This is a genomic window from Sphingomonas sp. Tas61C01, from assembly GCF_052567495.1.
This window is the reverse complement of record NZ_CP199583.1, coordinates 3,756,518-3,769,905: the sequence shown is the minus strand read 5'-3', so window position 1 is coordinate 3,769,905 and position 13,388 is coordinate 3,756,518. Positions and strand designations below refer to the sequence as shown.

Sequence of the window (13,388 nt, the reverse complement as noted above, 5' to 3'; positions counted from 1 at the left end):
GTTCGTTGTCTCATCGAAAGGCAGGATCATGACCGAGAAGAAGGGCCACGGCAGCGCCACGGCGCAGAAGGCGAACGCCAAGGCGGCGAAAGATGGCGAGAAGAACCCACGCAAGTCCTCTTCCGCGCAGGCCGAGCTCGGCAAGAAGGGCGGCAAGGCTGCCGCGAAGAAATAGGGCAGAAAAAGCGGCGCCCGCCGCAGAACGCTACGCGCGGCGGGCGCCAGTACTAGGACGATCCGGTTGCAGTCGGACCGCCCCGCCCCGCTAAGCCCTGAAGCCTTAACGGTAAGTGCCATCATCGTTCATGGTGGGTTGTTCTTGTCCGATTTCACCGGACCCGGGACAGTCGCTATGATAGAACGCAGCTATGTTCTTCGATTCCACGCTGTGGCCTCCGGCACCAGACGGCGATCCGCCGCCGGAACCGCAGCCGGCGAAGCTGACCGCGCGGCAAGAGCGGCTGATGATGCGGATCGTCGGGTTGTTGCTGCTGGTGCTGTTCCTGGGGCCGTTCGCGGGATCCTCGGTGATCTCCGCCGCGGTCGCGCTGACGCGCTAGAAGCGCACCGCGACGTCGACCCCGCCGCCGCCCGGCATCGACCAGGGGGTGAGGCGAACGCGATCGTCGTGGCGGCTCGTCAGCAACAGCCCGCTCGCGCTGCCGATCACCGCGCCGGCGACGACGTCGTGGACATAGTGTTTGTCGGCACGGACCCGCGCCAGCCCGACGAAGCTCGCCACCGCCAGCGCCGGCAAGCCGACCTGCCAGCCATAGCGCTTTTCCAGCGTCGTGGCCGCGGCGAAGGAGACGGAGGTATGGCCCGACGGAAAGCTGCGGTCGTCACTGCGGTCGGGGCGCCGTTCGTGCACCAGCTCCTTCAGCACGAAGGTCGCGCCGCCTGCCGCCACGATGCTGCCTGCGGCCTGGAGATCGCCGCGCCAATCGCCCTGCACCGCGGGAACGCCGAGCGCCGCGACGACCAGCAGATCGCGCCCCGCACTGCTCGCCCTGCCCCAGCCATGCTTGCTGGCAAACGCTGGCGCCGGTGCGGTAAGTAGAACCATCAACATCGCAGCGGTCGGACATGCTTTCAACGTACGGGATCCTTCTTCATCGGAACCGATCGACGTGAACGTCTACACGATTTCTCGGGTCGCGCATGCGTGCAACCGGTGTGCGTGCGCTGCGATCCGCGACGAAGCGGTCGGCGCGATCGGCCACCGTCGCTGCGGTTGGTAATCGGACTGCCGCTCCGCTGCAACGGACGCGACGACCATCCGTTATCCGCCACGGCAACGAACCGAGGATGACGAATGACCGAACGCGCGCATGTCGATTTTTATGACGTCGTCCTCAAGCCCGATCCCTCCCGCACCGTCGTACGTCCCTTCGAACCAGGCTATCCGCGCGGGTTCGACCATGGCCGCACGCGCACGTCGGAGACGATCGAGATGATCTTGGGGCTCGACGAGGACGAATTGCAGCGCCAATTGACCGGCGTTACCGCATCGCTCGACGAGAACCATCGCGACGTCGATGCGACGCTGCAACGCCGCTTCGACGAGATCGCGCCCCAGGTGCCTGAGGGCTTGTCGCTGTCGGCGGAGCAGCAACGCCTGATCGGCGCCTATTTCAGCCAGGAATATGCGTACGAGGCCGCGGCCCTGTTCAACCCGAGCGCGGTGCCGCATCCCGACCAGAGCGGCGTGGCGGAAGGCGCGGTGCGCTTCGTGCTGGCGCTGCGCGGCGTCGGCGAAGGCCATGTGTCTTCGGTGACGTTCCGGACGGGCGTGTGGGCGCCCGGCGGCGACCTCACGATCGACGATCCGGGCACTACCTCGGTCCCGCCGGTGATCGCCAAGGGCGGCGGCACCGACGATGCCGTGCGGCTCGATTGCGGCGGATCACGCAGCATTTCGGAGACGGTGCTGTTCCCGATCCTGCCGAGCCAGCGTCAGGGGATCGAGGACATGCGCCTCGTCCGCTTCGTCGACGACGACGGCAGCGTCGCCTATCACGGCACCTACACCGCGTTCAGCGGCGCGGAGGCGCGGTCGGAACTGCTGACCACCACCGACTTCAAGTCGTTCCAGATGCGCGCGCTGCGCGGCGACGTTGCGAGTGCCAAGGGCATGGCGATCTTCCCGCGGCGGATCGACGGCCGGTACGTCACGCTCGGGCGGCAGGACAACAAGAACATCTGGCTCAACACGTCCGACGAGCTGCTCCATTGGGACGGCGGCGCCAAGCTGATCGAGCCGCATTTCCCGTGGGAGTTCGTGCAGATGGGCAATTGCGGGTCGCCGATCGAGATCGATGAGGGCTGGCTGGTGCTGACCCACGGCGTGGGCACGGTGCGCAACTATTGCATCGGCGCCTGCCTGCTCGACAAGCGGGACCCGTCGAAGCTGCTGGCGCGCACCCCCCGCCCGGTGCTGGCGCCGAGCCCGCACGAGCGCGACGGCTATGTCCCCAACGTGGTCTATAGCTGCGGCGCGCTGGTCGAGGGGCGGACGATGCTGCTGCCCTATGCGGTCGCCGACAGCTTCTCGGCATTAGGCACGCTGTCGGTGGATAATCTGCTCGGCTGCATGGCGTAGGTTCGCGCTTGCCGGATCGGTGCCAGCGCGCGACACTGCACCGGATAGCAGGAGGACCGATCGTATGCGGATTAGCTGGGCTTCGACGATCGCCTGCGCGCTCGGTGCGTCGTTGATCGCCACCGCGGCGGTGCCGCAGGATGTCGCTGCGCCGGTCGCGTCGCGGCCGGCCGGGCCGCTGCTGGTGGCCGCGGACCTGCGCGAGGCGACCAGTCTCGACGGGCCGTGGCATTATTCCATCGATCCGTTCCGATCGGGCAATGCCGGCTTCCACGGCGATGCGCCCAATCCGAGCGAGCGCCGGTGGTCCGACGTCGACGTCTCGGCAGAGATGCGCAAGGGCAATGGCGCGCTGTTCGAATACGACATGGCGGCGGCGCCGGTCACGACCCTGCCATCGGCATGGCTGATGCACGCCCCCGAGATGCGCCATTATCAGGGGCTGGTCTGGTATCGGCGCGATTTCGTGAAGGTCGCGACACCGGGCAAACGCGCCTTCCTGCGGTTCGGCGCGGCCAATTACCTCGCCAAGGTCTATCTCAACGGCCAGCTGCTCGGCACCCACGAAGGCGGGTTCACGCCATTCGCGTTCGAGGTCACAGGCAAGCTGCGTGGCGGCACCAACCAGGTCACCGTCGGCGTGGATTCGGTCGTCACCGATGCCAGCGTGCCGCCGCCCGTCACCGACTGGGAGAATTACGGCGGCATTACCCGCGACATCACGCTGATCGAGACCCCCATTACCTATGTCGACGATGCGTGGATCAGGCTGAATGCCGACGGCACGATCGCGATCGATGCGCAGCTCGACGGCAAGTCGGCGGGCGGGCAGGCGATCACCTTCGCGATCCCCGCGCTGAAGCTGACCCTTGCCGGCCGCACCGACGCCACCGGCCATTGGCGCGCGAGCGTCACGGCACCGGCGGGAATGGCGCGATGGTCGCCCGATTCGCCGCGCCTCTACGACGTGACGATCGCCGCAGGGCAGGACCGCTGGCGCGATCGCATCGGCTTTCGCACCATCGCGCGGCGCGGCAACCAGATCCTGCTCAACGGCCGTCCGATCTTCCTTCGCGGGATCAGCATCCACGAAGAGGAGTTCGGCGTCGCACCTGCCCGCGCGATGACGCCGCCCGCCGCCCGCGCGTTGCTGACGGAAGCCAAGCAGGGGCTGCACGCGAACTTCGTTCGGCTCGCACACTATCCGCATGGCGAGGTGACGACGCGGCTGGCGGACGAACTGGGGCTGATCGTGTGGAGCGAGGTACCGGTCTATTGGCGGGTGGCGTGGGACAACCCCACGACGCTCGCGACTGCACGCCGAATGATCGCCGAGAACATCCTGCGTGACCGCAACCGCGCCTCCATCGCGATCTGGAGCATCGCCAACGAGACCCCGATCACCGACGCGCGCAACCTGTTCCTGACCACCCTCGCGAACGACGTCCGCGCTCTCGACGACACCCGGCTGGTCGGCGCCGCATTGCTGACCGAGCGGACCACCGAGCAAGGCCACCCGGTGATGACGATGAACGACCCGCTCGCCGCCCGGCTCGATGTGATGGGGATCAACACCTATAATGGCTGGTACGGCAACGATCGGCTGGCGGACGTCGCCGCGATCCGCTGGCGGGTGCCCGACGACAAGCCGCTGATCCTGTCCGAGTTCGGCGCCGGTGCGAAGGCGGGATTCCACGACGACCGCGCGTCGCCGCAGAAATTTTCCGAGGAATATCAGGCCGAATATTTCCGCCAGACGCTGAAGATGGCCGACGCCATTCCGACGCTGCGCGGCATGTCGCCCTGGCTGCTGAAGGATTTCCGCTCGCCACGCCGACAGAACGAATTCCAGCAGGGGTGGAACCGCAAGGGGCTGGTGTCGGAAACCGGACAGCGGAAACAGGCGTTCGGCGTGCTCGCGGACTATTACGGCGCCCGGGAAACACGCGATCGGTGATCGGTCGCGTGGGTCCGGTGCCCCGCCTCAAGGAGCTTGCCCGATGGCCGATCGCATCCTCGTCTTCTACGGATCGTACCGACGCGATCGGCAGGGCATCCGGCTGGCGCGCTACATCGTTCGCGCGTTGGCCGAACGCGGCGCCGAGGTCGAGCTGATCGACGCCAAGGCGCTCGACCTGCCGATACTCGATCGCATGTACAAGGAGTATCCCGCTGGCGAGGCCCCGCCTGTGCTGGAGGAACTCGCGGACAAGATCCGCGGCGCACACGCCTTCGTCTTCGTCGCGGGCGAATATAATTGGAGCGTCCAGCCCGGCCTGAAGAACCTGACCGATCATTTCCTCGAGGAATGGTTCTGGCGACCCGCGGCGATCGCGAGCTATTCGGCGGGGCGGGTCGGCGGCGCGCGGTCCGGGCTCGCCTGGCACGGCATCCTGTCGGAAATGGGGATGGTCGTGATCTCCAGCACGATCCTGGTCGGTGGCATCGGCCACGCGCTCGACGAGGATGCGCAACCGGTCGGCGACGGCGGCGCCGCGCTCGACAAGAGCTTTCCGCGCTTCGCCGACGACCTGGCCTGGTGGACCGAAGCCGCGCGCGCCCAGCGCGAGCGGCGGCCCGTGCCCTACTAAACCGCTCGAGCGCGTTCCTCGACGATGCGCTCCAGCATCGAGAGCGGCATCGCGCCCGATTCGAGCACGTCGTGGAACTGCTTGAGGTCGAACCGTGCGCCGGCGATGCGGCGTGCGTTGTCGCGCGCGCGGAGCCAGGCGGCGTGGCCGATCTTGTAGCTGCAGGCCTGGCCCGGCGAGACGCAGTAGCGCTCGATCTCGCGCTGCGACCGGCCCTGCGCGAAGCCCACGGTGTCGACCATGTAGCGGGTCGCCTGATCGTGGGTCCAGCGCTTGGTGTGGATGCCGGTGTCGACCACCAGCCGCGCGGCGCGGAACAGGAAGGACTGGAGATAGCCCGCGCGCTCGACCGGCGAGGCATAGCCGCCGAGTTCGTCGGCGAGCTGTTCGGCATAGAGCGCCCAGCCCTCCAGATACGCGTTGAAGAACGCAATCTTGCGCAGCGTATGGGTCGGGGCGCGCTGCGCGGTGGAGATCTGGAGGTGATGCCCGGGCACGCCTTCGTGATAGGTCAGGCTCGGCAGCGTGTATTTGGGCCAGTCGTTCACGCTCTTCAGGTTGATCCAGTAGATCGCCGCGCGCGACCCATCGAGCGGCGCGCGGAAGTAATAGCCATTGGGGGCGCCGTCCTGGATATCGGGTGCGACGCGACGAATCTCTAGCGGTGCGTTGGGCGGATTGGTGAAGGCCTGGGGCAGCTTCGCCTGCATCGATCGGACGCCGGCGTTGAGGCTGGCGATCAGCGCCGCGCGCCCGGCATCGGTGTCGGCGAACAGCTGTGCCGGCTGGCGGTTGAGCTGGTTCAATCGCGCGCCGACGCTGCCCTGGGTCAGCCCCTGACCGCGCAGGATCGGATCGAGCTGCGCGGAGAGCTCCGCCACCTGTTGCAGGCCCATCCGGTGGACCTCGTCTGGCGACAGAGTCGTCGTGGTCGCCTGAGCGAGCGCGGCGGCGTAGATCGCCTCGCCCTCGGGGATCGCCCAGACGCCCGCCGCGGCGCGCGCGGCCGGACGCAGCGTCTTCACATAGGCGATCTGGCGATCGAGCGCGGGATAGACCTGGGTCTCGACGATGCGCGCGGCGCGCGTGCCCCAGTCGCCGGCGATCCCCGCCGCGGTAGCGCGACGGGTGAGCGACTCGACGAGCTGGCTCTCCGCCGCCGCGGGGGCGCGCAGCTTGGCCAATTGGCCGAGCGCGAGATCGAGCGAGAAATCGGGGGCGACCTGCCCCTTGGCGGCGGCGCGGCGCTGGCCCGCGGTCTCGTTGTCGAGCTGCCGGCCCATCAGCGACAGCCGATCGAGATACGCCTCGGCATCTGCAGCGGTCTTCACCGGGTGGGTCGAGTCGAGGAAGTCGGGCAGCGAAAAATAGATGCCGTCCTGCTGGGTGATCAGATACGGCCCCTGTGGCGAACTGACGCCGAAGCGCGACGGCCCGACCATCTTCGAATCGATATTGTAGAGCACGACCTCGCGATCGATCCGTGCCTGGGCGGAGAGCGTCGCGGGGTCGACCCGGGCGATCGTGGCGCGTGCAGCGCGGTGGTGCGCCAGATCGGCCGCGATCGCGCCTTCGCCGTTATCGTCGAGCAGGTGGCGTAGATCGGCGTTCTTGCCGGTGTCCAGCCCCAGCGAGGTCGCAGTTTCGGGCTCGGCGCGGATGTCGGCTTCGAGCACCCGGTCGAACGCCGCGGTGAGACGGGCATCGCCGGGGGCGGCCTTCGCCGCCTGCGCGAACCCGGCCCGCTCGCCGGTCAGGGTCAGCCCGGCCGCAGCGGCGCCGGACATGAGAAAGAGCCGACGATCCATGCGCTTGATCCTTGCTTGCGACGATTTGCGACAACGCTTGGCCGGGTCGACGCAGCTTCGCAAGCCTGGGGCACGATATGCCTGCATATGATCGGCCTGGCCGATCGCGGTCGGAACAGCAGCCGCCACCGGCCGTTCAACCCGCGACAATCAGGACAGGAGACGATCATGCCGAGCGACCAGGAAATCGAAGCCAAGTTCTGGAAGGCGTTGCGATCGGACCGCACGATCATGCTCGGGCTCGACGGGGTCGAGGACGGCCACGCCCGGCCGATGACCGCGCTGGTCGACGGCGACGAGAACCACGGGCCGCTCTACGTTTTCGCGTCAAAGGACAACGCCCTGATCGACCTGCTCGCGCAGAACGACCGCGCGATCGCGACCTTCGTATCAAAGGGGCATGACGTCTGGGCGACGATCCACGGATCGCTGTCGGTGCACAATGATCGCGCGACGATCGACCGCCTCTGGAACCCCTATGTCGCGGCCTGGTACGAGGGCGGCAAGGACGATCCCAAGCTGGCGCTGCTGCGGCTCGAAACCGAGAAGGCGGAGATCTGGTTGGACGGATCGAGCCTGGTCGCCGGGGTGAAGGCGCTGCTCGGGGTCGACCCGAAAAAGGATTACCGCGACAACATCGCCGAAGTGACCCTGTAAGGCCGACCACCGCTCCTGGCCGCTAAGCCGCGGTTCAGGAGCGGCGCGGTACGTCGGACCATGTTCAAGACATTGCTCCTCACGGCAGCGTTGGTTGCCTCCCCCGCCCTCGCCGCGCGCGACGATCCCGACACCCAGCTGCGCAAGGCGCTCGCCGGACGGATCGCGGGTACGCCGACGGATTGCATCAGCCTGCCGAACACGCAGTCGAGCCAGATCATTCCCGGCAGGGCGATCATCTACCGCAGCGGCAGCCGGCTCTACGTCAACGAACCCCGGTCGGGGGCCAAGTCACTCCACGACGACGATATCTTGGTGACGCGCGTGACGGGCTCGCAACTGTGCAGCATCGATACGGTGAACCTGATCGACCGCGCGTCGCAAGTGCAACACGGGTTCGTGATCCTGGGTAAGTTCGTGCCGTATTCGCGGCCGGCCAAGGCGAACTAGACCCCTTCTTACCCGTCCATCGACCGAGCTTTTTTGCTGCCACTTACCATTCGCCGGCGCATATAGGCGGTGATGCTGGTCGGTCGCCTGAAGCGGTTCTTCGTCGAGGAAGATTGGACGTTCGCCGAACATGAGCGGCCGGCGCTGCCGGGATCGCCCGCGTCGCCCGAGCATCCGGTCGCTCGCCGCATCGCCTATGCCGCGATCGGCACGCTGCTGGGGATCACGGGGGGGCTCGGCACCGCCCTCGTTTCGGTCAACACCACCGCGCTGCAGGGGTCGCTCGGGCTCGATCCCGCGGAGATTGCGTGGCTGCCGACCGCCTATGTGATGACCAACGTGTCGGTGAACCTGCTGCTGATCAAGTTCCGGCAGCAGTTCGGACTGCGGCCGTTCGCGATGATCTTCCTCGGTATCTATGCCGCGCTGACGCTGGCGCATCTGTTCGTCCACGGCTTCGGATCGGCGATCGCGGTGCGGGCCGCGAGCGGCATGGCGGGCGCCGCGGTGTCGAGCCTGGCGCTCTACTACATCATGCAGGCGCTACCCGCGAAGTGGCGGCTGAAGGGCGTGGTGATCGGCATCGGCATTCCGCAATGCGCGACGCCGCTGGCGCGGCTGTTCTCGCCGGACCTGCTCGCCGCGTCAGAATGGCGGACGCTCTATCTGTTCGAATTCGGGCTGGCGCTGCTCTGCTTCGCCGCGGTCAGCCTGCTGCGCCTGCCCCCGGCGGAACGCCGCGCCGCCTTCGAACCGCTAGATTTCGTCACCTTCGCGCTGTTCGCGGGCGCGCTGGCGCTGGTTGCGGCGGTGCTCGGCCAGGGGCGGATCCTGTGGTGGACCGAGGCGTCGTGGCTCGGCTGGGCGCTGGTCCTCGCGATCCCGATGCTCGCCGCGGCGCTGGTGATCGAGCATGGCCGCGCCAATCCGCTGCTCAACACCCGGTGGCTGGGCAGTGCCGATATCGTGCGGTTCACGATCGTGACGATCATGGCGCGGGTGGTGCTGTCCGAACAGACTTATGCCGCGGTCGGCCTGCTCAACGTGCTCGGGCAGAACAACGATCAGCTGCGGCCGCTGTTCACGATCATCCTGCTGGCCTCGATCGTCGGCGTCGCCGCCAGCGCGATCACGCTCAACGTCGAGAAGCTCGCGCATCCGGTGATGCTGTCGATCGGGCTGGTCGCGATCGCGGCGTTCGTCGACTCGCATTCGACCAGCCTCACCCGGGCACCGGAGCTCTACGTCACCCAGGCGCTGATCGCGTTTGCGGCGACCTTCTTCCTCGGGCCGTCGCTGCTGTTCGGCATGACCCGCGCGCTGCAGCAGGGATCGGGCCACATCATCAGCTTCATCGCGCTGTTCGGCATGATCAATTCGATCGGCGGGCTCGGCGGGTCGGCGCTGCTCGGCACCTATCAGAGCATCCGCGAGAAGGCGCACAGCGCGGCGATCGTACAGACCATCGACCCGACCGATCCGATCGTGACCCAGCGACTCGCCGCCGGTAGCGCCGCGGTCGGCCGCGTCGTCGGCGACCCGGCGCTGCGCAGCGCGGAGGGCGGCGCGCTATTGTCGCAGACCGCGACGCGCGAGGCCAATGTGCTCGCCTTCGACGACACCTTCCGCCTGATCGCGCTTCTCGCTGCGGCGACCACCGCCTATCTGCTGTTCCTTCTGATCCGCAGGGGCTGGCGCGAACGGCGCGCTGCCGCCGCTGGAGTGCCCGCATGACCGATACCGCTGCCTCGTCCGCCCCCACCTCCCCGGTCGCCGCAACCCCCGCGACCGAGGAGCGGCTGGCCGAGGTGGCGCCCATGCCGCCGGTCGCATCGGGATGGCGCCCGCCGGTGCCCGGGCGAACCGCGCTGATCCTCGTACTGCTGCTGACGCTGGCCGGGGTCGCCGCGGTGCTCGCGGCGTGGCAGCTGCCGCCGTTCACGACCGCGCAGCAGCAGACCGACAACGCCTATGTCCGCGGACGGACCACGGTAATCAGCCCGCAGGTCAGCGGCTATGTCGCCAAGGTGCTGGTGCGCGACTTCGATACCGTCGCGGTGGGCCAGCCGCTGGTGGCGATCGACGACCGGATCTACCGGCAGCGGATCGACCAGGCGGCGGCGCAGGTCGCGTCTCAGGAAGCGACGCTGGCCAACACCGCGCAAACCGCGCGATCGCGCACCGCGTCGCTGGCGGTGCAGGACGCCGCGGTGGCGAACGCCCGCGCGCAGCTGATGCGCGCGCAGGCCGACATGAACCGGGTCGACGATCTCGTCACCGACGGATCGGTCTCGCTTCGCGAGCGCGACCAGACGCTGGCGGCCCTGCGTCAGGCGCAGGCGCAGGTGCTGCAGGCGCAGGCCGCGCGCGAGATCGCGCGCCAGGACATTCGTACCGTGCAGGTCGGGCGCGGCGGGCAACAGGCCGCGGTGTCGGGCGCGGAGGCGGCGCGGCGGCTGGCGGAGATCGACCTCGCCAACACCGTCATACGCGCACCGGAGGGCGGGCGGCTGAGCGAGATCGGGGTCCGCGTCGGCCAATATGTCACCGCCGGATCGCAGCTGATGTTCCTGGTGCCGGCCGAAACCTGGGTGATCGCGAACTTCAAGGAGGCCCAGACCGCGCGGATGACGGTCGGCCAACCTGCCTCGTTCACCGTCGATGCGCTCGCCAACGAACGGCTGACCGGACGGGTCGAGCGGATCTCGCCCGCCGCGGGTTCCGAATTCGCGGTGCTGAAGCCCGACAACGCGACCGGCAACTTCACCAAGGTGCCGCAGCGGATCGCGGTGCGTATCCGCATCGATCCCGGGCAGCCGCTCGCCCAGAGGCTGCGCCCGGGCATGTCGGTGCAGGCGCGGGTGGACACCGCGGCGCGATGACCAATACGCGGACAGGCGTTGCGGCGATCGCGCTGCTGGCGGCGTCGGGTTGCGCAGGCCCACGCCCCGCTGCGCCCGCCGCCGCGGGCGTGACTCCACCGCCGGCGTGGCGGACGTCGCTTGCGGCGGGGCAACCGGTGACCGCCGACTGGTGGCGGTCGTTCGGCGACCCGGTGCTCGCCGCGCTGATCGAACGCGCGCTTGCCAACAATGTCGACATCGCGGTCGCCGCGGCGCGGGTCGAGGAGGCGCGCGCTACCGAGCGGCTCGCCCGCGCGCAGCTGTCCCCGCAGATCGGCGGCGCGCTGCCGACCGCGGACGGGCGCGCGCTCAACCCGTTCGGGGTTGCCACCACCAACCTCGCCAGCCAGCCCGCGCTGACCGCAAGCTACGATCTCGACCTGTTCGGGCGCCTCCGCCTGGCGAGCGAGGCGGCGCGTGCGCAGACGCTGGCGACCGCTTCGGCGCGCGACACCGTGCGGCTCGGCATCGTCGGCAGCGTCGCCAGCGGCTACATCACCCTGCGCGCGCTCGACGCCCGGCTGCTCGTCGCGCGCGAGACGCTGGCGGCGCGGGCGGAGGCGCTGCGGATCGCCCGCCGACGCGCGGAGACCGGCTATACCTCGATGCTCGAACTGCATCAGGCGGAGGGCGAATACCGCGCCACCGCGCAGCTCGTGCCGCAGGCGGAGCTCGCGATCACCCGGCAGGAGGATGCGCTCGGCGTGCTGGTCGGCGACAATCCCGGTCCGGTCGCGCACGGGCTGGCGCTCGCCGCGATCGCCGCGCCGCCGATCCCCGCCGGCATGCCCGCCGACCTGCTGCGCCGCCGCCCCGACATCGCGCAAGCCGAACAGACGCTGGTCGCCGCAGACCGATCGCTGGACAGCGCGCGCGCGGCGTTCCTGCCCAACCTCGCGCTGACCGGATCGGCGGGGCTGGTGCTGTCGACCGCGCTGTCCAATCCGGTCGGCGTCTTCTCGCTCGGCGGCAGCGTGCTCGCGCCGCTGTTCGACGGCGGACGGCTGCGCGCACAGGCGGATGCGGCGGCGGCGCGGCGCGACCAGGCGGCGTTCGGCTATCGCCGCGCCGCGCTCAACGCCTTCCGCGAGGTCGACGACAATCTCGCGGGAGTGGTGCGCACCGGCGAGCAGGAGGCCGCGATCGCCGGCCAGCGCGACGCGCTCGCCGCCGCGCTGCGCAACGCCGCGAATCGATATCGCGCGGGCTATTCCTCCTATCTCGACCAGCTCGACACCCAGCGCGGCCTGCTCACCGCCGAACTCGCGCTGGTGCAGGCCCGCGCGGACCGGCTCAACGCCTATGTCGGCCTCTACCAGGCGCTGGGCGGCGGCTGGTCCCCCACAGAGATCGCCGCCACACGGCGCTGACGCTCTCGTTGTTTGGCGAAATCGGATGGCGGCGGTTACAGTAAGCCTACGAATAACCGATGTCGGTCGACTTCCCCTTCCAGAATAATACAGGCCGGGGCTGCGCCGTACTTGACTCTCGATCAAGTTAACGCTTCATTAACTCTTAATGACATCCGAGAGATGTTGAGCGTTACGGGGGTTAGCATGCGCACTAAACTTATAATTACATGGGCAATACTTCTCAGCATGTATGGTTCGCCATCTTATGCTTTGGGCAGCGTACAATCCGGCACGGGTCCGAACGGCCTGAAGTGGACCGCCACCAGCACGATCATCGGCCAGACCTCGACCGGGACGACGCCACCGGACGGCTCTCCCAGTTCGATCGCCGGCGGTGGTGACCCGATCTACCTGGCGCCGAACGGCAACGGCTTCGGCGGCGTCGTCGGCGTGCGAATGAACCTGCGCGGGGGCGGATCCTTCAGCTGCTCGGGGACGCTGGTCGGCGATCGGTCGGTCGTCACCGCGGCCCATTGCCTCAGCGAGGGCAAGGGCCTGGTGGACTATATCGTCAGCACTCAGGTCTTCTTCCAGAATGACGCCAGCAGCGAAGCGGACGAACGGGTCTTCGGCGGCTGGTACGGCGACCTCCCAGCCGGGGTCGATGTGATCCAGGTCTCCGACTACGCGGTCAATGCCGCCTATTCGGGCGCGGCCATCGACCAGAACGATATCGCCGTCGTGACCCTCGCCGAGGCAGCACCCGCCTATGCGACCCGGTACGGCATCTATGAGGGCAACCTGATGGGCGAGCGTTTCACCCTCGCCGGCTATGGCCTACGCTCGAGCTACGGCGGCAAATATGGCGAGAACGAGGTAGGCGGTTTCCGCCGACAGGGCGAAAACATCTTCGATTTATCCTGGGGCGACGACGCGTTCGCCGGCTTCTTCACCAACGAGGATGACGAGGATTGGTTTATCGGCCCAGCCGACATGGTCAGCAATTCGTTTATCGCGGATTTCGA

12 protein-coding genes and 1 pseudogene are annotated in these 13,388 nt (G+C 68.2%); 11 read left to right on the top strand and 2 right to left on the bottom strand.

The genetic code is table 11. The features are described 5' to 3' along the window. Window positions 1-28 precede the first annotated feature (28 nt). Window positions 29-175: a hypothetical protein gene (locus ACT009_RS17565; protein WP_445192338.1), complete on the top strand. Its 147-nt coding sequence runs from the start codon at window positions 29-31 to the stop codon at window positions 173-175. 193 nt (window positions 176-368) lie between these two features. Next, complete coding sequence (locus ACT009_RS17560; RefSeq protein WP_445192337.1) at window positions 369-560, top strand: hypothetical protein; 192 nt, start codon at window positions 369-371, stop codon at window positions 558-560. On the opposite strand, the gene ACT009_RS17555 is transcribed toward ACT009_RS17560, so the two are convergent. Beyond that, window positions 557-1,072: a phosphatase PAP2 family protein gene (locus ACT009_RS17555; protein WP_445192336.1), complete on the bottom strand. Its 516-nt coding sequence runs from the start codon at window positions 1,070-1,072 to the stop codon at window positions 557-559. The two genes, ACT009_RS17560 and ACT009_RS17555, sit on opposite strands and share 4 nt — an antisense overlap. A gap of 243 nt (window positions 1,073-1,315) precedes the next feature. Between ACT009_RS17555 and ACT009_RS17550 the strand changes: the two genes are divergently transcribed. From ACT009_RS17550 to ACT009_RS17540, 3 genes are all read left to right on the top strand, one after another. Beyond that, complete coding sequence (locus ACT009_RS17550) at window positions 1,316-2,602, top strand: glycoside hydrolase family 130 protein (RefSeq protein WP_445192335.1); 1,287 nt, start codon at window positions 1,316-1,318, stop codon at window positions 2,600-2,602. A 64-nt stretch (window positions 2,603-2,666) separates the two neighbouring features. Further along, window positions 2,667-4,559 (top strand): glycoside hydrolase family 2 protein, encoded by a 1,893-nt coding sequence (locus tag ACT009_RS17545; RefSeq protein ID WP_445192334.1) that lies wholly within the window; start codon window positions 2,667-2,669, stop codon window positions 4,557-4,559. Window positions 4,560-4,602: 43 nt separating this feature from the next. Further along, window positions 4,603-5,193: an NADPH-dependent FMN reductase gene (locus ACT009_RS17540; protein WP_445192333.1), complete on the top strand. Its 591-nt coding sequence runs from the start codon at window positions 4,603-4,605 to the stop codon at window positions 5,191-5,193. On the opposite strand, the gene ACT009_RS17535 is transcribed toward ACT009_RS17540, so the two are convergent. Next, entirely contained in the window at window positions 5,190-7,001 is a 1,812-nt protein-coding gene (locus tag ACT009_RS17535) for a DUF885 domain-containing protein (RefSeq protein WP_445192332.1), read from the bottom strand. The two genes, ACT009_RS17540 and ACT009_RS17535, sit on opposite strands and share 4 nt — an antisense overlap. An 87-nt stretch (window positions 7,002-7,088) precedes the next feature. Here ACT009_RS17535 and ACT009_RS17530 point away from each other — a divergent pair, with 87 nt between their 5' ends. The 6 genes and pseudogenes from ACT009_RS17530 to ACT009_RS17505 all read left to right on the top strand — a co-directional run. Further along, entirely contained in the window at window positions 7,089-7,658 is a 570-nt protein-coding gene (locus ACT009_RS17530; protein ID WP_445192331.1) for a pyridoxamine 5'-phosphate oxidase family protein, read from the top strand. Window positions 7,659-7,718: 60 nt separating this feature from the next. Continuing rightward, entirely contained in the window at window positions 7,719-8,108 is a 390-nt protein-coding gene (locus ACT009_RS17525) for a hypothetical protein (RefSeq protein ID WP_445192330.1), read from the top strand. A gap of 72 nt (window positions 8,109-8,180) precedes the next feature. Then, window positions 8,181-9,842, top strand: coding sequence for an MFS transporter (locus tag ACT009_RS17520; RefSeq protein ID WP_445192329.1), 1,662 nt, complete (start codon window positions 8,181-8,183; stop codon window positions 9,840-9,842). Next, entirely contained in the window at window positions 9,839-10,990 is a 1,152-nt protein-coding gene (locus tag ACT009_RS17515) for an HlyD family secretion protein (protein WP_445192328.1), read from the top strand. Before ACT009_RS17520 ends, ACT009_RS17515 begins: the two co-directional genes overlap by 4 nt. After that, window positions 10,987-12,381, top strand: coding sequence for an efflux transporter outer membrane subunit (locus tag ACT009_RS17510; protein WP_445192327.1), 1,395 nt, complete (start codon window positions 10,987-10,989; stop codon window positions 12,379-12,381). The genes ACT009_RS17515 and ACT009_RS17510 overlap by 4 nt, the downstream gene beginning before the upstream one ends. Before the next feature lie 162 nt (window positions 12,382-12,543). Next, a pseudogene (locus ACT009_RS17505) lies at window positions 12,544-13,200 on the top strand (trypsin-like serine peptidase); the annotation flags it as partial. Between the last annotated feature and the right edge of the window lie 188 nt (window positions 13,201-13,388).